General features: G+C 67.8%; 22 protein-coding genes. 7 read left to right on the plus strand and 15 right to left on the minus strand.

Translation table 11 applies throughout. The annotated features are described in order from the left end of the window. Nucleotides 1-109: 109 nt before the first annotated feature. Nucleotides 110-340: a heavy-metal-associated domain-containing protein gene (locus C0012_RS04295; RefSeq protein ID WP_110589594.1), complete on the minus strand. Its 231-nt coding sequence runs from the start codon at nt 338-340 to the stop codon at nt 110-112. 12 nt (nt 341-352) lie between these two features. After that, nucleotides 353-652 carry a metal-sensitive transcriptional regulator gene (locus C0012_RS04300; RefSeq protein WP_110589593.1) on the minus strand — a complete coding sequence of 100 codons (300 nt, stop codon included), beginning with the start codon at nt 650-652 and terminating at the stop codon, nt 353-355. 100 nt (nt 653-752) lie between these two features. On the opposite strand from C0012_RS04300, the gene C0012_RS04305 reads away from it, so the two are divergent. Next, a complete protein-coding gene (locus C0012_RS04305; RefSeq protein WP_110589592.1) occupies nt 753-1,385 on the plus strand; it encodes an alpha/beta hydrolase in 633 nt (210 codons plus the stop codon). A gap of 58 nt (nt 1,386-1,443) precedes the next feature. On the opposite strand, the gene C0012_RS04310 is transcribed toward C0012_RS04305, so the two are convergent. From C0012_RS04310 to C0012_RS04330, 7 genes are all read right to left on the minus strand, one after another. Continuing rightward, nucleotides 1,444-6,120 carry a rhamnogalacturonan lyase family protein gene (locus C0012_RS04310; RefSeq protein WP_110589591.1) on the minus strand — a complete coding sequence of 1,559 codons (4,677 nt, stop codon included), beginning with the start codon at nt 6,118-6,120 and terminating at the stop codon, nt 1,444-1,446. A 172-nt stretch (nt 6,121-6,292) separates the two neighbouring features. Continuing rightward, a complete protein-coding gene (locus tag C0012_RS04315) occupies nt 6,293-6,496 on the minus strand; it encodes a hypothetical protein (RefSeq protein ID WP_110589590.1) in 204 nt (67 codons plus the stop codon). 91 nt (nt 6,497-6,587) lie between these two features. Further along, a complete protein-coding gene (locus tag C0012_RS15540) occupies nt 6,588-6,764 on the minus strand; it encodes a hypothetical protein (protein WP_198411052.1) in 177 nt (58 codons plus the stop codon). A gap of 27 nt (nt 6,765-6,791) precedes the next feature. Further along, nucleotides 6,792-7,028 (minus strand): hypothetical protein, encoded by a 237-nt coding sequence (locus C0012_RS15545; protein ID WP_198411053.1) that lies wholly within the window; start codon nt 7,026-7,028, stop codon nt 6,792-6,794. Between the two features lie 139 nt (nt 7,029-7,167). Continuing rightward, nucleotides 7,168-7,671, minus strand: coding sequence for a peptidase inhibitor family I36 protein (locus C0012_RS04325; protein ID WP_162621889.1), 504 nt, complete (start codon nt 7,669-7,671; stop codon nt 7,168-7,170). 46 nt (nt 7,672-7,717) lie between these two features. After that, nucleotides 7,718-8,512, minus strand: coding sequence for a hypothetical protein (locus C0012_RS15375; RefSeq protein ID WP_162621888.1), 795 nt, complete (start codon nt 8,510-8,512; stop codon nt 7,718-7,720). Nucleotides 8,513-8,741: 229 nt separating this feature from the next. Further along, nucleotides 8,742-9,239 carry an RNA polymerase sigma factor gene (locus C0012_RS04330; RefSeq protein WP_110589588.1) on the minus strand — a complete coding sequence of 166 codons (498 nt, stop codon included), beginning with the start codon at nt 9,237-9,239 and terminating at the stop codon, nt 8,742-8,744. A 1,380-nt stretch (nt 9,240-10,619) separates the two neighbouring features. Between C0012_RS04330 and C0012_RS04340 the strand changes: the two genes are divergently transcribed. From C0012_RS04340 to C0012_RS04355, 4 genes are read left to right on the plus strand one after another with little or no spacing between them, the layout of a single operon-like run. Further along, nucleotides 10,620-11,006, plus strand: a complete 387-nt coding sequence (locus tag C0012_RS04340) for a hypothetical protein (protein ID WP_110589586.1) — start codon at nt 10,620-10,622, stop codon at nt 11,004-11,006. Then, nucleotides 11,003-11,818 (plus strand): efflux RND transporter periplasmic adaptor subunit, encoded by an 816-nt coding sequence (locus C0012_RS04345; RefSeq protein ID WP_110589585.1) that lies wholly within the window; start codon nt 11,003-11,005, stop codon nt 11,816-11,818. The genes C0012_RS04340 and C0012_RS04345 overlap by 4 nt, the downstream gene beginning before the upstream one ends. Further along, nucleotides 11,811-12,503, plus strand: coding sequence for an ABC transporter ATP-binding protein (locus C0012_RS04350; protein ID WP_110589584.1), 693 nt, complete (start codon nt 11,811-11,813; stop codon nt 12,501-12,503). The genes C0012_RS04345 and C0012_RS04350 overlap by 8 nt, the downstream gene beginning before the upstream one ends. Beyond that, nucleotides 12,500-13,645, plus strand: coding sequence for an ABC transporter permease (locus tag C0012_RS04355; protein ID WP_110589583.1), 1,146 nt, complete (start codon nt 12,500-12,502; stop codon nt 13,643-13,645). The genes C0012_RS04350 and C0012_RS04355 overlap by 4 nt, the downstream gene beginning before the upstream one ends. Nucleotides 13,646-13,797: 152 nt before the next feature. On the opposite strand, the gene C0012_RS04360 is transcribed toward C0012_RS04355, so the two are convergent. From C0012_RS04360 to C0012_RS04375, 4 genes are read right to left on the minus strand one after another with little or no spacing between them, the layout of a single operon-like run. Next, a complete protein-coding gene (locus tag C0012_RS04360) occupies nt 13,798-14,631 on the minus strand; it encodes an energy-coupling factor transporter transmembrane component T family protein (RefSeq protein WP_110589582.1) in 834 nt (277 codons plus the stop codon). Further along, nucleotides 14,628-16,364, minus strand: coding sequence for an ABC transporter ATP-binding protein (locus tag C0012_RS04365; RefSeq protein WP_110589581.1), 1,737 nt, complete (start codon nt 16,362-16,364; stop codon nt 14,628-14,630). The genes C0012_RS04360 and C0012_RS04365 overlap by 4 nt, the downstream gene beginning before the upstream one ends. Continuing rightward, the gene (locus C0012_RS04370) at nt 16,334-17,230 is read right to left on the minus strand and encodes a cell division protein FtsQ (RefSeq protein ID WP_110589763.1); all 897 of its coding nucleotides are present in this window, start codon (nt 17,228-17,230) and stop codon (nt 16,334-16,336) included. Before C0012_RS04370 ends, C0012_RS04365 begins: the two co-directional genes overlap by 31 nt. Nucleotides 17,231-17,244: 14 nt before the next feature. Continuing rightward, a complete protein-coding gene (locus C0012_RS04375) occupies nt 17,245-19,029 on the minus strand; it encodes an HAD-IA family hydrolase (protein ID WP_110589580.1) in 1,785 nt (594 codons plus the stop codon). 113 nt (nt 19,030-19,142) lie between these two features. Between C0012_RS04375 and C0012_RS04380 the strand changes: the two genes are divergently transcribed. Then, nucleotides 19,143-20,105 carry a LacI family DNA-binding transcriptional regulator gene (locus C0012_RS04380; RefSeq protein WP_110589579.1) on the plus strand — a complete coding sequence of 321 codons (963 nt, stop codon included), beginning with the start codon at nt 19,143-19,145 and terminating at the stop codon, nt 20,103-20,105. Nucleotides 20,106-20,345: 240 nt separating this feature from the next. Then, the gene (locus C0012_RS04385; RefSeq protein WP_110589578.1) at nt 20,346-22,067 is read left to right on the plus strand and encodes an ATP-binding cassette domain-containing protein; all 1,722 of its coding nucleotides are present in this window, start codon (nt 20,346-20,348) and stop codon (nt 22,065-22,067) included. A 59-nt stretch (nt 22,068-22,126) separates the two neighbouring features. Here the strand turns inward: C0012_RS04385 and C0012_RS04390 are convergent, their stop codons facing one another. Both C0012_RS04390 and C0012_RS04395 read right to left on the minus strand, forming a co-directional pair. Continuing rightward, a complete protein-coding gene (locus C0012_RS04390; RefSeq protein WP_110589577.1) occupies nt 22,127-22,729 on the minus strand; it encodes a CueP family metal-binding protein in 603 nt (200 codons plus the stop codon). Nucleotides 22,730-22,829: 100 nt separating this feature from the next. Further along, nucleotides 22,830-23,255 (minus strand): DUF6153 family protein, encoded by a 426-nt coding sequence (locus tag C0012_RS04395; RefSeq protein WP_110589576.1) that lies wholly within the window; start codon nt 23,253-23,255, stop codon nt 22,830-22,832. Nucleotides 23,256-23,341: the final 86 nt, after the last annotated feature.

Consider the following 23,341-nt stretch of genomic DNA (forward strand, 5'->3'; position numbering starts at 1 on the left):
TGGCGCCGTTCGGCGTCACGAATCTCGGAGATCTCACGAAACGAGGGCGGATTCGCCGAATCCCTCCGCATTCCGTGAGATCTCCGCATTTCGTACAGAGCGTGGTGGGCTACTTGGACCTCAGGCCCAGGTCTCCGGGCGCGGCGAGCGCGTAGCCCGCGCTGGAGACCGCCGTCTTCACTGCCGCGTCGTCGACGTCGGGCGCCGTCACCTCGAGGCGACCGGACGCGAGGTCGACGTCCACCTTCTCGACGCCGTCGATCTCGGACACCTCCTCGGTCACGCTCATGACGCAGTGCTGGCAGGTCATGCCCTGAACGGTGTAGGTCTTCGTGGTCATTTCGTCTTCTCCTCAGGAACGAACCAGGCGCGCGATCGCGTCGGACGCCTCGGTGATCTTTTCGTCGGCCACGTCGCCGCCCTCACGGACTGCGTCGGCCACACAGTGCGAGAGGTGATCGTCGAGCAGCCCGAGGGCGACGGATTCGAGCGCCTTCTTGACTGCCGACACCTGGGTGAGGATGTCGATGCAGTACGTGTCTTCATCGACCATGCGCTGAAGTCCGCGCACCTGACCTTCGATGCGCCGGAGGCGCGCGAGCACCTTGTCCTTGCTTTCGATGTAGCCGTGGGTGTGCGTTTCGTGCGACATGTTGTTTCCTCTCCTCGCCGACGATAACAGCATACCCCCTAGGGGTATTTCCGGATGCGCGAAATTCTTCTCTGTCGGATGTCCGCGGGATGATGGATCCATGCAGACGCCGATACTCGACGACGACGCCGTGCTGTGGAAGGGCGAGCCCGCGGGGCGACCGCTCCTCGTGCTTCTGCACGGCTACGGCTCCGATGAGCGCGACCTCTTCGCACTGAGCGAGCACCTGCCCGACGAGTTCGCGATCGCGTCCGTGCGCGCGCCCCTGAATCCGCCGTTCCCGATGAGCGGGTACTCCTGGTACCCGATCGAAGGGCTCGAGTCGCGCGATCCCGACCGCGTGACGGAGTCGGCTCAGCGCGTGCGCGAGTGGCTCGACGTCGCCGCGACCGGCGCGACATCGGTGGGCCTGCTCGGGTTCTCGCAGGGCGGCGCCGTGGCGCTGCAGACGCTGCGGCTGGATCCCGAGCGCGTCGAGTTCGTCGTCAACCTGTCCGGATACGCGGCGGGCGGCGAATTGCCGGGCGACGAGACGCTGAAGGCATCGCGTCCGCCCGTGTTCTGGGGGCGCGGATCCGCCGACGACGTGATCCCCGAGGCGGCCGTCGTGCACACCACCGACTGGCTTCCGGGGCACTGCGAGCTCGCCGGGCGCATCTACCCCGGGCTCGCCCACGCGGTCTCTCCGCAGGAGATCGCCGACGTCGCGACCTTCCTGCGCAAGCAGCTCTAGCCAGACGCGCCGAGGGCGGGTGGCGCTTCACGCACCACCCGCCCTCGAACTTCGCCTCCTATTCGGCGTCGTACGCGACGGTCGACGTCGTCGCCTCCCCGTTCTCGTCGGTCACCGTGATCTCCACGGATCCCGACTCGATCTCGCGCTCGCGCGTCGGGAGCACCACCGACCGCGCAGCGCCCGCGTGGAGTCGCTGGATCTTCTTCTCGCCGAACTCCGACGCGATGTCGACCCGGACGGTCTCGTCCCCCTCGTTGCTCGCGGTGACCACGAGCATGACGGTGCGGCCGACCGTGCGCACGTCGACCTCGGCCGTGACGGGCGAGACCTCCACCGGCTGAAGCTCCGGCGCGTCGGTCGTGTACCGGATCGACGGTGCCGGCGGCTCTTCCATGCCCTCACCGAGGAAGTAGCTCGTGTGCGGGGGCTGGTTGTAGGCCGACGGCTGCGTGGCGACCGCCACGCGATAGGCGGGATCCGACATCAGCGTGCGCAGCTTGTGCTCGGTCTCGTCGACCGTCGTGAAGATGCGCAGCGCCGTCGAGTCGCTCGTGCGGTAGACGAGCTCCTCACGCCAGTCGCCGAACAGGTCGGCCTGCACCGCGGGATTGCCCTTCGTGCTGTTGTTCGTCAGCACGCCCTCCGGCTCGAAGATCGGCACCTGCTGCTCGTTCTCGTAGTCCCACTTCGAGACGACAGGCGCGCCCGCCCCGGTCTCTTCGTCGTACGCGTGATCGACGATCTCGCTGAGGAGGTCGCCGTCCCACAGGCCAACGAAGTTCGCGGCCGGGATCGACTCGGAGATCAGCTCCCCGCTCGCACTCTTCAGCTGCCCCACGGGCGAGTTCCACGCGGCGTCTCCACCGACGGCCCAGCCCTCGGCGCCGTCGTAGCGCGGGTCGATGTCGGCCATCGCCCCACGGCCGGTGTCGCGATCTGCGGGGATGTCCCAGAGGATCTCGCCGGTCGCCGCGTCACGGAATGTCGCGCCGCGGTTGCCGGACGCGCCCATATCCTCCTGCGCCGCGAACACCTCGAGCCCGGGGCGCGAGGGGTCGAAGTCGCTCACGTGAAGGGCGTCTCCGTGGCCGAGGCCGGTGGAGTACAGGCCCGTGCCATCATCGTCGATCGTCGCGGATCCGAAGATGATCTCGTCCTTCTGATCGCCGTCGACGTCCGCGACGTTCATGTTGTGGTTGCCCTGGCCGTAGTAGGCGCCGTTGCCCGGCTCCGACGAGTCGAACGTCCACCGCTCGGTGAGGTTCTCGCCATCGAAGTCGAAGGCCGCGATGACCGCACGCGTGTAGTAGCCGCGGCTGAAGACGACGCTGGGGTGCTCGCCGTCGAGGTACGCGACCGACGCGAGGAAGCGGTCGACGCGATTGCCGTAGGTGTCACCCCACGAGCCCACGTCTCCGCGAGCCGGGATGTAGTCGATCGTGTCGACCGCGGCGCCCGTGACGCCGTCGAACACCGTGAGGAACTCCGGCCCCTGCAGGACGTAGCCGTTCGAGGCTCGCCAATCGGCGTCAGGATCCCCGATCACCGCGCCCTCGCCGTCGACCGTGCCGTCCGCCGTCTTGACGAACAGCTCGGCGCGACCGTCGCTGTCGAGGTCGGCGAGCATCGGCTGCGTGTAGTGCGCGCCGGCGCGGATGTTGTGGCCCAGGTCGACGCGCCACAGCTTCGTGCCGTCGAGCTTGTACGCGTCGAGGAAGACGTTGCCCGTGTACCCGGAGCGCGAGTTGTCCTGCGCGTTCGTGGGGTTCCACAGGAGCACGATCTCGTACTCGCCGTCGCCGTCGAGGTCGCCGACCGTGGCGTCGTTCGCCGTGTACTCGTAGGGCTGGCCGTCGGGCGTGTAGCCGCCCTCGGGCTTGTCGAGCGGCACGTCGAGCGACTGCTGATCCCACGGCGTGAACTCGTCCGTCGCCCAGAACTCTTCGCCGTCATGGATCTGCGCGATCCGGTAGCTCGAGTCGGCGGTTCCCTCCCCGTCGACGAGGTTCGTACTGTCGGCAATCGCCTCGTCGGTGATCCGCTCGCCGTCGCGGTACACGTGGAACGCGATGTCAGACGGATCCTCGCCGAGCATGCGCCAGCCGAGGTACACGCCGTCGTCCTGCGCCACGGCCACCGGCTGACGACCCATGCGCTCGGCGTCGCGCTCGAGAACGGTGTCGGCGGGCGTCTCGAGCGTCTCGGACACCTCGCCCGCACCCCCGGCATTGACGGCCTGCACGCGATAGAAGTACGGAACGGTCGTCAGCACATCACTGTCGACGAACGTGGCCTCCTCGGTGCGGCCGATGACCTCGAACTCGCCGTCCGTGGTCTCCGAGCGGCTGACGAGGTAGAACAGGGCCGTGTCCGTCTCGTCCCACGAGAGGGTCACCTCCCGCGCCTGCACATCGTCGGCGACGAGCCCCGTGGGCGCGGCGGGAACCGCGACATCCGGATCGAACACGTCGACCTCGACCGCCTGCGACGGCACTGACTCCTCGGATCCCGTCACGGCCGCGACCGCGTACGAATACGTGGATCCGGCGGCGGCGGTGTCGTCCACCGCCTGCAGCGCATCGGTCTCGGCGACGAGCTGCGCCTCTCCGTCGGCCGCGGTGCGATACACGCGGTAGGAGTCGGCATCGGCCGATTCCTGCCAGCTGAGGGAGACGCTTCCGGTCGCGCCGGCGACCTCGACCGCGTCGACCGAGAGCGCCTGCGGAGCGACGAGGATCGGCGTGATCTCGAAGCCATTGAGGTGCCCCGTCTGGCCCGTGATGGTGAGCGTGAGCTGGCCATCCTCGACGACGATGTCCTCGAATACCTTCTCGCTCGCGCCCTGGCGCGCCGAGACTCCGCCGTAGTCGCGCCCCTCGATCTCGACGTTCGTGCGCACCGTGCCGAGCAGATCGCCGACCGTCACGCTCGCCGAGTACTCGCCGTTCGGGACGTCGACGACGAAGTCGTACTCGCCGCCGAAGTAGGCGACGAAGTCGCGCGCGACGTCGTCGAGATCGGATCCGCGGTCGCGGTCGATCATCTCGCTCGCGTCGACGATCCCGTAGCCACGATCGGCGTCGTAGATCGTCTCGCGCGTGACCTCGTCGAAGCCGTCAGCGACGACGGATCCGACGGGCCCGAAGTCGTACCGGTACTCGGCGACGCGCGTCGTCGCCGTGACGATCGCGCTGGCCTCGCCCTCGCCGAGCCCGTTGGCTGCGGCGACCCGGAAGTCGTAGCTCTCCCCCTCGTCGAGGCCCGAGATCGGCGCCTGCGGGATCGTCGAGGTGCCCGCGAGCGCGAACTCGTCAGATCCGGCCGGCGCGCGGTAGATCCGGTAGATGTCGGCATCCGGCGTCTCGTCCCACGTGAGGTTCACCGAGGCGCCCGTCGTGCCCGCGACGGTCAGGCCCGTCGGGGCAGCAGGCACGGCGTCGGGTGTCGAGACCTCGACCGCGCCTGAGATCGGCAGCCCGAGCTCGGCCACGTCGAGCGCGACGAGGCGCGCCATCTGGATCGCGCCGTACTCCTGGAAGTGGGTGTCGTCCTGCGTGCCGTCGGGCCGGTTCGGGTACACCCCCGCGGGGACGTGCAGGAAGACCGACTTCGCGTCCTCCACCCCGATCTCGTCGAGGTACGCACGGCTGGAGGCCGACAGATCGACGAGCGGCACCTCGAGCTCGGCAGCGACATCCTTCGCCGCCTGCACGTACTCGGGGAAGCTCTCGTTGAACAGGCCCGCCTCGGCGTCGTAGTCGAGGCGGTTCACGGGCGTCACGAGGATCGGGGTGCCGCCGCGCTGCCGCGTGCCCTCAACGTAGATCTTCAGATAGTCGCGGAAGTCCTCGGGGCTCGTATAGCGCTCGGGAACCGACTGCGTGGCGTCGTTGTGGCCGAACTGCGTGAACACGTAGTCGCCCGGGCGCACACTGCGCAGGACGCTGTCGAGACGGCCCTGCTCGACGAACGAACGCGAGCTGCGGCCCCCGATCGACTGATTGTCGACCGCGACGTCGTCGGTCAGGAAGCGATCGAACATCTGCCCCCACCCGGCCTGGGGCTCCCAGTACGGGTCGTAGGTCTGCATCGTCGAGTCGCCCGTGAGGTACGCCGTGGGGACGTCGGCCGCATCGCGGACGGGATGCGGCGTGATCTCGATCGCGGCGATGTTGGGGGTCTCGCCTGTGAACGTGAAGGTCATCTGCCCGTCGACGAGCGCGATGTCGTAGTCCATCTCGAGGAACTCGCCCGTGGCGCGCTGCGTGGGCTGCACCTTCTGCATGAACTCGCTCGTGATGGCGATATCCGTCGGGCCCTCCGTGTCGCCGGCGATGAGCGAGACGGTGTAGTCGACATTGTCGAGATCGACGACGAAGCTCGCCTCCTTCGGGGTCACGAAGTCGCCGCGCAGGGCATCGCCACCGCGATCGGCCCCCGTGATGGTTCCCTCCTCGAGGAAGCCGAAGCCGGCCTCGGGCGAGTACGCGGTCTCGGCGGTGACGGCCGTGTATCCGTCGGCCGTCGCGCCGGGACCGAAGTCGAATCGCACCGCCTCGGCGGCCGCCCCGGCCGCCGCGCGGAGCACGGGCACGTCGGCGGATGCCGCGCCTCCCGTGACGACGAGTCCGCTGACGACGAGGGCCGCCGCCGCCGATCCGCTGATGAGTCGTGTGGTCGTGCGCCGCGGACTCCTGCAGGAGCCGCCGGCGCGCCAGAATGCGCTGGACATCCGATCCTCTCTGATCACTTCGCGTCGACCTCGTCGCCGACGCGTCACCCGTGCGCGGGCACGCCAACCGCCGCCGTGGAGACTGCCCACGGCGCCAGGAAAGCGCTATCCCAGAACATAGTGAGACGTTTCAGGGGCGTCAAGGGGTTTCTCAGGATCGGACGCCGATCCGTCAGAGGGTGCCGTCGTCTCCCTCTCCGTCGTCGTCCGACGGATCCGCGAGTACGAAGGCGAGAACAACGGACACGACGACCACGATCGCCACGAAGGCGACGGCGTCGAAGGATCCCGAGAACGCGAGGACGAGGCCGACGCCGAGCCCCGCCGCCGCGCCCGCGTTCGGTGCGCGCCTGCCATCGCCTGCGTCGCCGCTCACCCCTCCACGGTATTTCGGGGCACCGGGGCCGACCACCCCCTGCCGTGCGGGACGGGCACGTGGCGCACGCCAGGGCCGTCGCCGAGCGACGTCAGCTGTCGTCGCGCGCAGAGAAGGCGACCGCAAACATCACCGCGAAGGCGGCGCCGATCCCGAGCCACATCGGATCGTCCGTCGCGACCCAGAGCCCGACGCCCACCGCGACACCGATCCCGATGCCCAGCCCCCAGTTGAACCGCCTGCGCGGTCTGCGCGATCCGTCCGCCATGCCCTCACGATAGGCGCGGAACGGGCCTCACGGATCCGTCGCGCGGCGGAGATCGAACCAGCCGTATCGCAGCCCCCGATGCGTATGAGGCGCCCCGACCATCGATCGTCGCGAACGTGAATCCGCGCGCATCGAGAGCTTCTCGGGATCCAACGACACGAACGCCGCGAGGCTCGCAAGGGAGAAGACGCCGATCTTCGCCGTGACCTCCGTCAGAGCGACGAACGTCGAGAAGTCACCGCCGAAGATCGTCGCCGCCAGCACGCGGGCGCCACCGGTGAGTGATGGATCTTCTCGACCACGGTGAGCGGTCCACTCAGCGACGCAAGATCGATGACCGGACCAGCTTGCCCGGCATCGGTGGCGGAGAGGCATGCGCGCCTCGCCGGTCATCGCTCTGCGCTCAGAAGCAGCTCAGCTTCGTGGTGCCGGCTGTGTCCTTCCCACTGTTTGCGCCGATGGTGGCAATGAGCGTGGTGCCTTTGTACGCCTTCACGGTCTTGTTGCTGCGGTTGTTCGCCACAGAGCCGGCACTGCCCAGCACGGCGACGCTCTGGTTCGTTGCGCAGGTCGAGAAGGTCATTACGTTCCCCCGGTATCCGGCGCTGGCGAACGCGCAGTGTTTGCCGGTCGCGCAGTTGTTCTTCGTCGCGGCCGCTGCGGCAGAAACGATCCGCGCGCTCGCGGTCGAGGTCTCCGGCACGATCGTGAGAGTGACGTCACCGTCATCCCAGCTCACCTCGTTCCATGCCGTCTGTTCCCCGCCGAAATCGTCGATGACCTCATCGACCTGTTCTTGCACCGACGATGTCTGGACGATTTCAGCGGCCGTGGCGGCCTGCGGAGCGACGAGGCCGAGGGCGGCAGGAATGAGCAGGGCGAAGAGGACAGAGCGACGACGGAGCATCGGACACCAATCATGTTGAGGGCGGTTTGAGGACGGATGGGGACGGTCAGCGTTCCCACGCGGTGTACTCGACGACAGCGGGAGAGGGGATGTCGTCGCGATCGTCACCGGCGTAGATGGTCTCGGAAGCGAGGATCTGGCCGGAACGGGAGATGATGAGGTAGTCCTGGTAGCCGGCCAGCCTGCCGGACGCGCGGAGGACGATCCCTTCTCGCCCGAGCCGGTCGGTCGTGCTTCCCGCGATGCGGAGATCATTCTGCTCGCTGAGGAACATCACGAGCGCGTTCTCCTGTTCGCCCGTGAGGATCCGCGTGCTGAGGAGACCGCCGACGGCGATGAAGTAGTCACCCAGAGACGGAGCCTCGAGGCCAATGGCGCGCTGGAGGTAGTCGCCGACCGCGGAGGGATCCGTGGGCGGCTCTTCCCGGAAAGTTAAACCGAACTCTTCAGATCCCGCCTCGTAGGTCGTGTCCTCCAGCAGCGTCCCAGGCTCGGGGAGGTTCTCGGTCGGCGCGCCATCGAACGGCACGCCCGCGGTGATGACCATTCGTGTGCTCCCATCGTCCGCGAACGTCACCTCGCGCCATTGCGGTTCCACCGCGGAGGAAGTGATCGTCCCGTCTTCGCCGATGGTCGTATTCAGGGCCCAGCTGGTGAATCGGATCTTGTTCCCGTCCACGGCGGCGTCCCCTTCATTCCCGACTGCTTCACCGATCTCCCGCATCACGTCCGACGGCTCCCCAGCCACAGGCGTGGTCTCCAGCAGCGGCGGCGTCAACGCCATAGCGGCCCCCGGGCTCATCACGTTCAGTGCGATAGCCGCGATCGCGACCATCACCACGACGAACCCCCCGCTGACCAGAGGGAGGACCCTCCGTCGCGCGGATGATGAACCCCGGCGAGGGGGTCTCGATGCGGCCGCGCGCCACGGGCTGCGCAGACGGCGAGGTGAGATCTTGTGCGTGCGCGCTTCCCGGTTGATCTCCTCGAGGAGGAGGAGGCCTCGCTCGCTGATCGGGTCGTGCCGTCTCACCGTGCCGGGCTTTGCGGCACGGAGTTCGCTCTCCAGATCACCGTCCATCAGTGGCCACCTCCTGTATCTCGCTCATGAGCGCTTTCCGCAGCGCCCGCCTGGCACGGAACAAGCGCACATGCACGGTCGGAACGGTCAACCCCAGCACCTCGCCGATCTCTGTGGCAGTCAGATCGTCCCAGTAGGTCATCCTCAATACGTCCTGATGGTGCTGCGGCAACGTCACCACCGCCGAACGCAGCTCTTCGGCGCGGTCCTCCGCACCCTCATCGACGACGGCCGTCTGCTCGGCCGCGCGCTCAACAAGCGCCGTACGCCGTTTACGTGCCCGGTACTCGTTGCCAATCAGATTGCGCGTCACTCCGTACAACCACGGAACACTCAGCTCGCCGCCTGCCGCGTGGTGCTGCCAGGCGATGCGGAAGGCTGCGGCCGCGACCTCATCCGCATCGGTGAGGGAGCTGAGCCGGTACTCCGCCGACGCGACCACGAGCTGGTAGTTCTCGCGGAAGAATGCATCGAACTCGGCGCCCACGTCACCGCCCTCCCGACCGCCCGGTCACGGTGACCGGCCATACGTGCTTATCCATACATCTGAGATGTTTCCGGACGGGGCAGACTTCTTACGCCTTGCTCATAGATTTCTTTCGTGTCGCGCCCAACGCGACAAGCGGTCTGTCTCGGAGGCCACCGCAGAACGCAACGAGTGGATAACAGTCGCGAGTTTGGTGTCAGACGCCGCGCCGGCAGGAAACGACCCAGGCAAGACGCCTCCGGGGCTGGCCAGAGCCAGTGCTTCGGCGGGCCGGTCAGGCGTCGAGCTCACACATTGGTGCGTCGACACACGAAGGAGGAACTTGAGATGTCTGAAGTGCCGCCTCAGCGGGAGCGGCGAGGGAAGTGGCGCTCTGCCGCGTTCATTGGCTTGTTCGTGAGTGCGGTAGCGCTGGTTCTCGTGCGGTTCCCTCCCGCTGACCTGGCCGGATAGATCGCGCGAACCGCGCGTGTCTCGCTCGGTGCGCCATACATGCTCGCCGGGATCCTGTTCTTCATCGCCAGCCGATCACTCGACTCGTCGAGCACTTTCCGCCGCGCCTTACGGAGCATCTCCCTGGGCGCGGCCGTCATCACATTCGTCGTCGACGCGCTGCGACAGAATCAGCTTCCTGTCATCGCCCTCTGTGCTCGGGGCGGCACGTCCGGCGGAGTCAATCCCAGAAGTTTCCCAACGGCATGAAAGTTATCAGCACCTGCCGGAAATAGGCAGGGTGAGGACACCAATCCCGGCGTTCTCCATGAGAGTCACCGAGTGGAACGAGGACAACATGAGAAGCAGGCTGATTGCCACGCAGGAAAGCGGCGACACGAAGAAACGCAACAAGAAAGGTTCTCGGCTCGCTCTGATCGCCGCATCAGCTGCCGTCGGACTGACTCTGGCGACGGCGGTGCCAGCTGCCGCTGCAACACACGACGTCAGTGCAACGTTGAACTGTGCGGGAGCTCTGTTCCAGTCCGGTAATTTTCGGGCCCACTCTCCGGGCAGTGGCGCGGGTCTCAAATTGACGGCTAACGCTCACTGGGCCAGCGTGTGGAAACTGCGAACGGGGCTGCGTAACACGTCGGGCACCCAGGTCACGGCGACGCTTGAGCAGGCTCCGACGAGCCGAACCAAGGCCTCGTACAAGACCTCCAGTGGTAGTACCTCGATTCCGAATACCTCGCTCGCGATGAACGCGAGAGTTGGGAACGCTGAGCAGACTAGCGGGTGTGTCGCGCTCTGGCCTCCGACGTTTAGCGGGGTTCTCACCCTGTGAAAGCTCGACGGAGTGCCGTGGTGGTCGCGTTGACGCTGACGCTCGCGGCCACCACTGCGTGCAGTGGATCTCACGAAAATCACACGGTAGGGACGGAGCGTGTGCTGACGAGCAAGGAGTATGTCGAGCTCTACCAGCAGATCGTCGCGTCATTCCCTGAGGAGCTTCCTACAGGCGTCACCTTGCCGGATGAACCTCCGCATATGGACGGGAATATCGGTGACGGCAACGCCGGAGCGGTTGCCTACTTTTTCTGGAACTGTGCCTGGGAAGACGTCTATCTGAGCTCCCAGGCCCCGGAGGCTCAGGCGACCGCGATGGACAACATGCGCACGTTCCAGTCGACCGACTGGGCGCTTGCTCACTACTCGGATCCGGACGGCATCTGGGACAAGGCGCTGGATGCCGCTGAACTCGGTGATCTGACGCAACTGCGTGGGTGGTACGACTCGGATTGTGGGTACTACCGGGAGGTGGAAGGCAAGTGACTGGCAACGTCCTACGACGCGCGCTGGCCGTGACGATCGCCGGGAGCATCGTCGTCGCTCTCGCCGGTTGTCACGCCGACGAGGGCGACCCTGTGCCTGGTCCCGACAGCACCGAAGTAGCGGCAACCGCGAAGGTTACGACCCGAACAATCACGGACGTACTCACGCTTGACGTCACGGTGACGAGCGGCGCCGACTTCGCCATCACAGCGAGCGAATCAGGCAGACTGAGCGAGAGCCAGGAACGCTATTCATTCACCGGCGCGGATGGTGGCGCTCAACCGATAACGATCCCGGAAACGGTGACGTCCGTGCAGCCACTCGCCGCTCTTGAAGCGGAGGTCGGGGAAGGCACGCCCTTGCTGAGTGCTCACGATTCGGCGCTGCTGTTGATGGCCGCGCTCACCCCGGCGCAGGTGCTTCGATTGGCCGGGCGGACGCCCCACCCAGTGCGAGCCCAATTGACTGGGTCCACCGGGCCCTTCGACTGCACGCTCGCTGATCCACGGCCGACGCAGGACGGCGACGTATACGCGTTGTACTGTCGGCTTCCCACGGATGTTCCTAGCGTCGTCGGCGCAACGGGCCTTTTGGCACTCACCCTCGACGAGCACGTGGATGTTCTGTCGCTACCCATCGACGCGGTTGCGGGTACTCGCGAACGTGGCACGGTTTATGTTGGCGAGGGCCGCGAACCACGCCCGGTCGAGCTTGGCCTCACCGACGGAGCGTACATCGAGATCGTGAGCGGCTTGGAGGCAGGTGACGTGGTGCGGATTCCGAGCCCGTCGCTGCTTGATTCCGATGGCTGAGCGGATCATCGGCCTGGAGAACGCGTCGCGCACTCTTGCGGCCAGCGTGCGTGTCCTTCACAAGGTGGAGCTGGAACTGCGGGCAGGCGAGTCGTTGGCCATCGTTGGCCGATCCGGATCAGGCAAGAGCACGTTGCTGTCTTGCCTCGGTCTTCTCGCCCCGTTCGACCGGGGCACTTCTTATCATCTTGACGACACGGAGGTCATGCGCCTCAGTGAGAGCGCCGCGGCACGGTTGCGTGCGACGTCGATCGGGTTCGTGCTCCAGAACTCTGGACTTGTCGCGCATTTGAGTGCTCTGGAAAACGTCGAACTGCCACTGATGCACTCGAGCAGAGACGGATTTCGAGGTATCAGACGTCGTGCTCTTGAGCAGCTAGACCAGTTGGGAATCGGCCATCTCGCGCGACGGCGCCCCGTCCAGGTCAGTGGCGGTGAACGTCAACGGATTGCGATTGCGCGCGCTCTCGTGATCGGGCCCCGTCTCATACTCGCTGACGAGCCAACGGGTGCACTTGACGAGCAGACAGGGGCTCTCGTCTTGGATCTCATGCTCGATCTCGTGCATCGCACAAATGCCGCGATGATCGTGGTCACGCACGACAGCGAAGTCGCATCCCGAGCCGACCGAACGCTGCACGTCAGCGACGGCCACCTGCATGAGCCTGAAAGGCGGACGCGATGAAGAGCTTGCGTGTCGCATTCCAGGGGCTTCGCGGTGCACCCGTCCGTAGCGCCCTGGTAATCCTGACTCTGACCCTGGGCATGCTCGGCTTCGTCGCGGTTATCAGCGCGACAGCCGTCATGCAGCAGGCCGTCACCCAGAAAGCGATCCTGACCGGAGGCGACGAAGCAACCGCGCAGGTTGCCACCTCCGGCATAAGGTCCATAGACGTGCTGCATCGCACCATGTCTCAGATGCGGGCGCGCACCGACGCTCGCAAGGTGGCTGCGACTCTCGAGGACGCCGACGTCGGAGTCTGGGCAGGGGACGCACCCGCGGATAACGTCGCTCTGACGTTCGCGACACCGAGCCTGCGAGAGATTCGACCGTTCCCACTCATCGCGGGGGAATGGCTCTCGGTTCAGGACTCCCTCGCACCCCGATTGGTTCTGAACGAAGCCGCTTACGCGCGTCTCGACACCGGTGCCTCGGTGGGTGTCGGAACGAGCAAGACAAGACTCGATGCTGTCGTGATCGGTGTCGTGCGCGACGGAGACGACCAGCCTCACGCCTACCTGACTCTCGCCGACTACCTCCGTTTCGAGTCGACGTTGGGCCCCGTGATGATCGTCTTGAACGGACCGGCCCTTGTGCCGGAGGAGATCGCCGGGGCCGCCAAGATGCTCGCCGAGCTTGGTGCACCGTTCACGCTTGGAGAGGCCGCCCGCACTGATCGAGTCGGCGGACTCGCCTCGGAGATCGCGACCACCGCGCAGGTCCTTCTCGTCCTGGGCACGCTCGCTCTCGCGACGACAATCGTCGGCATCCTCAACATCGGACTGGCAACTGCGCGCGCCCGTTCGAAGGAGTTCGCGCTCCGGCGGACGATGGGCGCCAGCCGGGCGAACATTGCGGGGATAGTGATGCTCGAATCACAGATTCTCGCTCTCATCGCAGCCATAGTGGCTACCGCGGCCTCAATCGTTCTGTTCCCGCTCGTTGTCGGGTCCTTCGGCGATCAGCTGGGCATCGAAGCACCGCCGTATGAGCCGTGGTACGCCCTGGTCTCCCTGATCGTCGCGACCGTAACCGCTGGCCTCAGCACCCTTGTCCCCGCCTTCCTGAGCTACGGGCGCGACCTGTCTGAAGTCATGCGAACATAGTCGGGCAATGGTCCACTGGGGTGATCTCGTGCGTCTGCGACGCAGCGTCACGAGAGGATGGGACGGTGTGCGCAACGGATCTGTAGGCGCGGAACGGGCCTCACGGATCCGTCGCGCGGCGGAGATCAGCGCGCGCCTGCGCAGGGGCGGCGTCACACCCGGTACAGCGGCCAGTGCGCGCCTGCGGCGTAGCACAGAGCGATGAGGACCGCCGTGGCGGCGACGACGGCGAGATCGAGCCAGCCGTATCGCAGCCCCCCGATGCGTATCAGGCGGCCACGGCCATCGATCGTCGCGAACGTGAATCCGCGTGCCTCGAGAGCTTCGACGGTCGTGCGCACCGACTTCGCGGTGTTGAGGAAGATCGGGTAGAAGGCCCGCACGACGAGCGTCCCCCAGTGTGCGAGGTGGCGCCAGCCGAGCAGCCCGGACTTCGCGGGACCCGCCTGACGAAGCCGATATCCCTCCATCACGGTCGAGAACTCCTCGACCAGGATCGGCATCATCCGATAGCCGTACGACACCGCGAAAGCGACAGTGGGCGGACACCGCAACGCCAGGAGCGCGTCAGAGAGCTTCTCGGGATCCAACGACACGAACGCCGCGAGGCTCGCAAGGGAGATGACGCCGATCTTCGCCGTGACCTCCGTCAGAGCGACGAACGTCGAGAAATCACCGCCGAAGATCGTCGCCGCCAGCACGAGGTAGACCAGCTCGAAGCCAAGCCCGATGACGAACAGCCCGAGCACCAGCGGCCCGACTCGCGCGAACACGACCGACAGCGTCCCGAGGAAGAACAGGCACCCGACCGTCGTGAGATTGTGTGTGAACCACGGGGCGAGCGCGAGCATCATGTACCAGACCAGCACGGCGCGTGGATCCATAGCGGCGAAGAGGCCGCCGCGGGTCGAGTAGGCGGTGCGGATGAGCTCGAGCTTGATCCACTCGACGCTCAGCACATCGCGCTGCTTGCGGGCGAGAGTCATGCGGGGACCTCCGCACGGCCGAGGGCGGCCGCGAATTCGTCGACGGTGAGGGGCGGGGGATCCATCCCGAGGGCGCGCCCGAGCTGCGTCACCTGCGGCGGTACGAGGCGGGCGGCGCGCAGGATCTCGTCGGCGGCGAACAGTTCCCGCGGGGTCGTATCGGCGACGATGCGCCCGCCGTCGAGGGCGATGACACGCGTCGCCCACTCCGCCACGAGGTGCATGTCGTGCGTCGCGATGACGGTGCAGGAGATCTCGTCGCCGAGTTCCGCGAGCATCTCGATGACGTCGTCGCGGCTCGCGACGTCGAGGCTCGCCGTCGGTTCGTCGAGCAACAGCAGCGCGGGGCGCATCGCAAGGCCGATCGCGAGAGTCGCCCGCCGCTGCTGGCCGCCAGAAAGGGTGCGGCCGTCGCGATCCGCGAAGTCCGTGAGCCGAACTCGCTCGAGGATCCGATCGACGACGGCGTCCGCCGCGGGATCCCTCCTGCTCTGCGGGAACAGCGCGACATCGTCGCGAACGCTGCTCTTGAGGAACATGCGCTCGGGATGCTGGTACAGATACGCCGCGCGCTCCGCCAGCCGGCCGGCGCGCTTGGTCCGTGTGCTCTCTCCCTCGAGCTCGACATCGCCGGAACGCGGCACGTGGATCCCCGCGAGCAAGCGCATCAGCGTGGTCTTGCCGGATCCGTTGCCACCGATGAGCGCGACCCGTTCGCCCGCGCGCAGGGCGAGGTCGAGCCCGTCGATCACGGGCTGAACCTCCCCCGACACACTGCGGAAGCCGTGGCTCACCGAACGCGCCCGCACGACGACGGGCCGCGCCACATCGTTCGCATCGGGCGCGGGCCCGGCGCAGCCGACCGACACGGGCGGATCCGGGATCCGAGCACGCACGAGCTCCGCCGCCTCACTCACCGAGCGCGCGACACCGTCGACGCCGATCCTGCGCAACGCGTCGACGACCTGCGGCGCGGGGATCCCGTGGTCGGCGAGTTCGCCGGCCCGCGCGAGCGCCTCACCCGACGGGAGATGCCACACGGGCGCCCCGTCGCTCATCAGCACGACCGAACGGGCGTACTGAGCGATGAACTCTGCGTGGTGCTCGATCGTGATGACGGTGATGCCGTGCTCGCGGTTCAGCTGCGTAAGCCGCTCGTAGACATCGTGCGCGGAGGCGGGGTCGAGCTCCGCGACCGGCTCGTCGACGACGATGACCTCGGGCCGCAGCGCGAGGACGGACGCGAGGGCGACGCGATGCGCCTGGCCTCCCGACAGCTGCCAGACGAACCGGTCGGCGAGATCCGCGATCCCGACGGCCGCGAGCGCATCCTGCGTCCGTTCGGCGTGGTCGTCGAATCCGAAGTTGATCGGCCCGAAGGCGACCTCATCACGCACGGTCGGGCGCACGAGCTGGTTCTGGAAGTCCTGGTACACGTAGCCCACCGACCACGACAGGCGTGCGACCGACGTGTCCCACGTGTCCTCGCCCGCGACGCGCACGACTCCCGCGAACTCGCCCGACCAGTAGTGGGGAACGAGCCCGTTGAAGGTCTTGCAGAGCGTCGTCTTGCCGGAGCCATTGCCCCCGACGACGGCGACGAAGTCGCCGCGCTCGATCGTGAGGTCGACGTTGCGGAGGGTGTCGCGATCCGCTCCCGGATACCGGAAGCTGAGGTCGCGCACCTCGATGATCGGATCCGTCACCGCGCGCTGCGCTTCCTGCGGCGCCATACCGCGAACAGAATGCTCGCGGCCGCCAGCACGACGACGATCGCACCGACGCCGATCCAGAGGAACTGGTCTCCGAACTGCTCGCGATACTCCCCCTCGACCGTGCCGACCGACACGTCCCATGCCTCCAGGAAGGCGAAGAAGAACGACCCGAGACCCGCGAGAATCGCGACGACGACGAACCAGCCGGCCCGCGGCACGGATCCCGGGATCCTCTTGCCGGGCTCGCGCGGCTGGAGGCCGAGCATCGGCTCGATCTTGCGGTACAGGGCCGGCACGAGCCACATCGCGGGGATCGCGCCGAAAAGGACGCCGGAGATCACCAGATCGATGCCGAAGCCGATGCCTTCGAGAAGCAGCACCGACTCCGGAAGCCCCTGCACGAACTCCGCATCCTCGACGCCCACCCAGACCTTGGCGAGGTCGACAGCGGCCGAGAGGAACTTGTCGATCCCGACAATGAGGATCGCTCCGAGGAACACCTGGACGCGACTGAGCGGATTGCGGATGACGGACCCCGCGATGTAGATGGCGAGGAACATCTGGATGAAGCCCTCGACCTCTGCGAGCCCCGAGAAATCGCCCATGAGCAGGTCGGTGAACACGATCTCGCCGAGAGGTGCGCCGAGCGCGACCCAGAACGGGCTCACGAGGGCGGCGAGCGTCAGGGGGACGAACACGAAGTAGCTGACGGAGAAGTCGATGGGGCCGATCGTGATGTCCGGAATCACCTCGAGGAGGATGTTCGACAGCCCGAACAGAGCCATCGACAGCACGAACACCATCAGGTTCTGGGGCGTGGAGGTCGCGATCGAGCCGCCTCCGCGGAGCTCGCCGCGGCGCTCGTCGGTCGGGGAGAGGGTCATCATGGTCCTTCGGGTCAGGAGACGGGAACTGCGGGGATGGATCGGATGAGGGCGACGAGATCGCCCGGGTGGTCAAGCACACGCGTCGCGAGACCGGACGCCAGGGCGTCCGCGAGATCGGCGTCGGCGGTGGATCCGCCGCGCACGAGGACCCGTTCGGCGATGCCGGCCCGTCGGGCCGCCACGGCGTCGTTCTGCGGCTTGTCACCGAGGAACACCGACTGCGCGGGATCCGCCCGCGCGATCCTCAGCGCCTCATGGACGAGCGCGGCGTCCGGCTTGCGGAGGCCCACCTCGTCAGAGCAGACGCTCGCGGCGACGAGGCCGGCGATGCCGTGCTCGGCGCACACCTCGCGCACCGCACGTCCGCTCAGAGTGTTCGATACCACGACAACCGGGACCGCTTCGGCCCGGCACGCCTCGAGCAGCTGACGCACGCCGTCGCGCAGAGTACGGCGCGACTTCGCACGGCCGTAGCGGGCCATGATGTCGTGCGCCTCGGCCGTGAGGACGGCACGTCGGCGCTCGCTGAGCGAGGATCCGAACCAGTCGCGCCAGAACTCGACGGGATCCGCCTCGATGAGGGGATCCTCCCGCTTCGCGTGGCGACGGACGATGGCGTGCTTGAAGGCGCGATGCGCGTCGCGGGCGCGCTCGATGAGACGCGCGACTTCGGCGGCGTCGAGAGCCGGCTCGGCCGTATCCGCGCGGGGAGGGGCGACCAGGCGGGCGAGCCAGGCGCAGAACTCGCGCAGGAGCGCCGGATCCGGCGTCGACGACGAGATGACGCCGCCGTGATCGATGAGCAGCGCCCGCCCCCTTCCCTGCACGACGACGCCAATTCTGTCGACGGCGGCCGGATCCGCGGCGTGTCGCGGGTCTGAATGCAGTTCTGGCGTCGTTGTGCAGGTGGCGCCCGCGTCAGGTCGCCCCGAGCCTCCGGGCGGCGTGGGCCCAGCGGTGCAGGTGGGCTCGGCGCCGGCAGGCGGGGTGGGGCCGGCCGGATCCGCGATCGCCGCGCGGAGGGCGCCGACGAGCCCCTCAGGGGTGTCATAGACGGCGTCGGCGCGCTCGGCGACCGCGAAAGGCGGGGCATCGGTGTGGTGGCTGCGCGTGAGGATCACGGCGCCGACGCCCGCGCGACGGCCAGCGACGACGTCGCGGTCCTGCGTATCGCCGACGTACCAGCAGCGATCCGCTGTCGTCCCGCATGCCTCCGCGGCGAGCGCGATGATGCCGGGGTGTGGTTTGCGCAGGCCGACCTCGTCGGAATAGCACTGCACGACGAAGCGCTCGTCGAGCCCGTGCCGTGCAAGCACCTCGCGGTGGCTGCGGCCCGAGTGCGCGTTGGAGACGATGCCGACGGGGATGCCGCGCGCATCGGCGAGGTCGAGCAGATCGAGGATCCCGGGGCGCACGGCGTGCGACGAGAGAGTCGTCGTGACATCGACGAGGACATCGCTCGCCTCGGCGATGAGCAGCGCCCGCGCGGCGTCGGGCAGATCCGAAACGAGGAAGTCGCCCACGATCTCGCGCGGTGCGAGCTCCGCGGGAGCGATCCGCCGACTCTGGGCGTGCTTCCAGTGTTTGAGGGCGGTGAGCCCGGCCGCGAGCGATCGCTCGAGGGAGTCGAGGGGAAGCTCGATCCCTGTCGCGGCGAGGCGTCCGCGGACGCGCTCGGCCAGGATCCGCTTGCCCGCAGGATCCTTCTTGGTCTCGAATATCACGCCGCCGAAGTCGAGCAGAAGTGCGTCTGGAACGTTCCGGATCGCATCGGAGGGCGTCTCGTAGAAGGTCACGAGACCGACGCTAGGAGCCCTCGGTGGCCGTCGATGGTCCGCCGGGTGAACAGATCCGGAACGTTCCAGGCGCGGTGCACGCCCCGCTCCCCCGGACAGGAGAAACTGGGCGCATGCCCCGTTCCGCGCATCGCCCGACGATCCTCGATGTCGCCCGCGCCGCAGGCGTCTCGAAGTCGCTCGTGTCTGCCGCCCTGCGCGGCGAACGCGGCGTGAGCACCGCCAGTCGCGACCGCATCCTCGCGGCGGCCGACGAGCTCGACTACCGTACGAACGGGTGGGCGCAGCGCCTCGTGAGTGGGCGCAGCGACCTCATCGGAGTTCTGCTCACCGATCTGCGCAACGCCTATCAGACCGAGATCGTCAACGGCGTCGAGGACGCCGCCCGCTCAGCCGGGTTCGACGTGATCCTCAGCCACGGACGCCGCGACCGCGACCTGCTCCGCACCCGCCTGCAGGGCCTCATCGACCTCGGCGTCGACGCCGTGATCGCCGTGACCGGCCACCTGCAGGCCGACGACCTCGACGCCGCAGCCGAGCGCGTGCCGCTCGTCGTCGTCGGGCGGCCTGCGTCGGTGCCTGACGCAGCAGGGTGGATCCGGAACGACGACGAGGAGGGCGCGCGCCTCGCGCTCACGCATCTCCGGGAGCGCGGCCACGAGCGGATCGCATTCGTCCACGGATCCTCCCGGCCGGCGTCTCGCGCCCGCCGCGACACCTACCGATCCTTCGTCGCGCATCCTCGCGAGTTCGACGCGGACGCAGAGGGGATCCCCCGTCTCCTGGACGCCGCCGACGAAGTGAGCGCCGTGTTCGCCGCAAACGACCGACTCGCCGCGCAGATCGTCGCCGATGCGAGCGACCGCCGGGTGCGGGTGCCCGAAGACCTCGCGGTCGTCGGCTACGACAACACCGAGCTCGCCGAGCTCGTGCGCCCCGGCCTGACGACCATTGATCAGCCCCGCACGCGGATGGGCGAGGACGCCGCAGGGCAGGCTCTCGCGATGCTCGACGGCGCCCCTCCCGCGCGCATCGTCGCAGCGCCTCGGCTCGTCGTACGGAGCTCCTCAGGGTGACCGCGCACGGCGCGTGTAAAATGTCGGTGTCTGTGTCCCCGACGAACGGAACGAAACGGTGCGGAACCTCGCAGTCGCGTAACCCGCGCTGACCGACCTCCCTCCGAGGCATCGCCAGCGCCCTTCTCGCGCTGATCTGCGATGCCCTTCCGTTCCCTCACACGGGGCGGACCGCCGCATTCGTCGGCCCTGGGCCCGACCGCTGATCAGCGCATCCCTGCACTGATCTCGGGAGGCACCATGCCCGCACTGACACTCGACCATCTCACCTTCTCCTGGCCCGACGGATCCGTCGCGCTCGACGACGTCACCGGCACATTCGGCACCGGACGCACCGGCCTCGTCGGACGTAACGGTTCCGGAAAATCCACCCTCCTGCGGATCGCGGCAGGCGAGCTCGCCCCGACCGCGGGGCACGTCTCGGCAACCGGCGATGTCGCTTACCTGCCGCAGCGGCTCACGCTCGACGTCTCGACACGGGTCGCGACGCTGCTGGGCGTCGACGTCGCCCTCGACGCCGTGCGGGCGATCGCCGACGGGGATGTCGACCCCGCGCGCTTCGACGAAGTGGGCGACGACTGGGACATTGAGGCGCGGGCCCACGCCGCACTCGCCGAGGCGGGCCTCGCGCCCGACATGCTCGACGCGCGCGTCGGCGAATTGTCGGGAGGCGAGGCGATGCTCGCGGCCCTCACGGGGATCCGCCTGCGCGGCGCCGCCATCACCCTGCTCGACGAACCGACGAACAACCTCGATCGCGACGCGCGGCGCCTCGTGCACGACCTCGTGCTCTCGTGGCGCGGGGCGCTCATCGTCGTCTCGCACGATCTCGAACTGCTCGAGCTCATGGACGAGACGGCCGAGCTGCGCGATCACGCTCTCACGGTGTTCGGCGGGCCGTACTCGCAGTGGCGGGCGCACGTCGACGCTGAGCAGGCGGCGGCCCGCCAAGCCGCCGTCGACGCCAAGAAGGTGCTGCAGCGCGAGAAGCGGCAGCGGATCGAGGCCGAGACGAAGATCGCCCGTCGCGCGCGAGCGGGGCGGAAGGCCGCGGACTCGATGCCGAAGATCCTCGCCAACGCCCTCGCGAGCTCGTCCGAGGCGACCGCAGGCCGACAGCGCGTCGAGGCGCGCGGGAAGGAGGACGAGGCCCGGGCCGCGCTCGACGAGGCGGGTCGTCGTATCCGCGAGGACGACTCCGTCGGCTTCGACCTTCCCGATCCGGACGTTGCCGCGGGGCGACGGATCCTCACCCTCAGCGACGGCGACCGGCAGTGGATCGTGCAGGGGCCGGAGCGGGTGGCGCTGATCGGCCCGAACGGCTCCGGGAAGACAGCACTGCTGGAGGGCTTGCTGCACGGTCGACCACCGCGGGGCACATCCCCCCTGCACAACGACGCCAATTCTGCGCCCGACGTGCCAGAAGCGGGCTCAGGGGTCGATTCCGCACAGAATTGGCGTCGTTGTGCAGTCGGCGAGCTGCACACCGACCGGTTCGCGTACCTCCCGCAGCGCCTCGACGGGCTCGAGGAGGCGGCGTCGGCGATCGAGATCGTGCAGCGGGCGGCGCCCGATGTGCCCGATCGCGAGCTCCGGAACCGACTCGCGCGGTTCCTCCTGCGCGGTGATGCGGCGCAGCGTCCGATCGGGTCCCTGTCGGGCGGCGAGCGCTTCCGCGTCGCGATCGCCCGGCTGCTGCTCGCGGATCCGCCTCCGCAGCTGCTCGTGCTGGACGAGCCGACGAACAACCTCGACATCGACACGGCCGAACAGCTGCTCGAGGCACTGCGCGCCTACGGCGGAGCCGTGCTGATCGTCAGCCACGACGACGCGTTCCTGAGACGCCTCGACCCCGATCTCGTGCTCGACCTCCGGGACGGACACCTCACCCAACACAATGCAGTCGATTCGGGAGCCGCTGCGGCTGATCGGGCGGATTCCGCGTCGCCGGACACGAAATGACTGCGTTGTGTTGACGAGCCCCGCGCCCGACCCCGCACGGGGCCGGGCGCGGGGACTGGTCAGCTCAGCTGCAGACCCGTGATGCAGGTGGGATCGTCGGCACTGTTCGTGGCGATGTCGACGCTGCCGACGTCGCCGTCCTGCTCGATCGTGAGGACGCCCTCAACGCCGCGAGGCAACCACAGCCCGACGAAACCGTTGTCGTAGGTTCGGCGCGCCTCGTCGAGGAGAACCTCGCCCTCGTCAGTCTCGAACTTCACCTGCACGTCGGCGTCTCCGAGCTCTCCGAGGCACGTCGTGAGGCTGTGAAAGTAGCACTCGTGCGTTCTCTCACGGAACGGCGCAACAGCGACGTACATCTCATCTTCCGGCAGGGGCAGGCGGGTCTCGACGCCCGATCCGTCGGTCACAACGAGCTCGTCGGGTTCCACCGATGCGATGAGGCCCTCGGGCCGCTCCGCGACGGGCGCCTCGTCAAGTTGGGTGATGATCTGCGTGGCGTCCAGCCCGTCGAGATCCCAGCTGGCGAGCATCTCGCTCTCCGCGGTCGTGCCGATGGCCGATTCCTCGACCGGCGGCGCCTCCTCGGACGAGGCGCAGCTCGCGAGGAAGAGAGCGGCGATCATCGTCAATGCGGCCGAGGCCGATGTGCGGTTCTTCATCAATTTCTCCGTCGTCAGGTATCACGTGGCTGACGCGCCGAAGATCTCGGCGCGCCGGAGAGGTTCCCAGCACACGGGGTATGCCGGGACGGTCTCCCTGTCACGTGCGCATGATGCAGAGCGCGTGGCGAAGTGGCGCCGGAAATCGGTCGCCCCGCGGAATCACCGGCACCACGAACAGCTTGGCGAGCGGATCCGCGCGGCCCATGACGGGTCGGTTCGGCGACCTCAGGATCAGGGCGACGAGCAGCGCGATCGCGCAGGCGAGCGCCATCCCCGCTTCGCCTCCGCCGTCGCACATCGCGCACATTTCGCCCGTGCCGGCCGGTTCCTCGGCGGCGAGCGCCGGATTCGCATGCACCGAGGGGCTCGTCGTTCCTGATGTACCGAGTGGCGATGCGTGGACTCCGAGCACATGCATCGCGAGCAGACCAGCGATCACCACCCCGACGAGAACGGCGAGGCGGAGCGTTCGGACCGCGACACGCGGACGGGTTCTGTCCCGCCGCACGATCCCGGACACCATGCTGACCAGCCTACGCACGGCCTCGGCGCGCAGCCCCCGGCACTCGTGCAACATGACGCAGTCGATCTGGCGTGGAATGGGGCGAT

It is taken from the genome of Microbacterium suaedae (assembly GCF_003254645.1).
Lineage (GTDB): Bacteria > Actinomycetota > Actinomycetes > Actinomycetales > Microbacteriaceae > Microbacterium > Microbacterium suaedae.

Coding starts and splice junctions, on each gene's coding strand:
- C0012_RS04295 (WP_110589594.1), bottom strand. CDS start 340: ATGACCACGAAGACCTACACCGTTCAGGGCATGACCTGCCAGCACTGC.
- C0012_RS04300 (WP_110589593.1), bottom strand. CDS start 652: ATGTCGCACGAAACGCACACCCACGGCTACATCGAAAGCAAGGACAAG.
- C0012_RS04305 (WP_110589592.1), top strand. CDS start 753: ATGCAGACGCCGATACTCGACGACGACGCCGTGCTGTGGAAGGGCGAG.
- C0012_RS04310 (WP_110589591.1), bottom strand. CDS start 6,120: ATGTCCAGCGCATTCTGGCGCGCCGGCGGCTCCTGCAGGAGTCCGCGG.
- C0012_RS15540 (WP_198411052.1), bottom strand. CDS start 6,764: ATGGCGGACGGATCGCGCAGACCGCGCAGGCGGTTCAACTGGGGGCTG.
- C0012_RS04325 (WP_162621889.1), bottom strand. CDS start 7,671: ATGCTCCGTCGTCGCTCTGTCCTCTTCGCCCTGCTCATTCCTGCCGCC.
- C0012_RS04350 (WP_110589584.1), top strand. CDS start 11,811: ATGGCTGAGCGGATCATCGGCCTGGAGAACGCGTCGCGCACTCTTGCG.
- C0012_RS04355 (WP_110589583.1), top strand. CDS start 12,500: ATGAAGAGCTTGCGTGTCGCATTCCAGGGGCTTCGCGGTGCACCCGTC.
- C0012_RS04360 (WP_110589582.1), bottom strand. CDS start 14,631: ATGACTCTCGCCCGCAAGCAGCGCGATGTGCTGAGCGTCGAGTGGATC.
- C0012_RS04365 (WP_110589581.1), bottom strand. CDS start 16,364: ATGGCGCCGCAGGAAGCGCAGCGCGCGGTGACGGATCCGATCATCGAG.
- C0012_RS04370 (WP_110589763.1), bottom strand. CDS start 17,230: ATGACCCTCTCCCCGACCGACGAGCGCCGCGGCGAGCTCCGCGGAGGC.
- C0012_RS04380 (WP_110589579.1), top strand. CDS start 19,143: ATGCCCCGTTCCGCGCATCGCCCGACGATCCTCGATGTCGCCCGCGCC.
- C0012_RS04385 (WP_110589578.1), top strand. CDS start 20,346: ATGCCCGCACTGACACTCGACCATCTCACCTTCTCCTGGCCCGACGGA.
- C0012_RS04390 (WP_110589577.1), bottom strand. CDS start 22,729: ATGAAGAACCGCACATCGGCCTCGGCCGCATTGACGATGATCGCCGCT.
- C0012_RS04395 (WP_110589576.1), bottom strand. CDS start 23,255: ATGGTGTCCGGGATCGTGCGGCGGGACAGAACCCGTCCGCGTGTCGCG.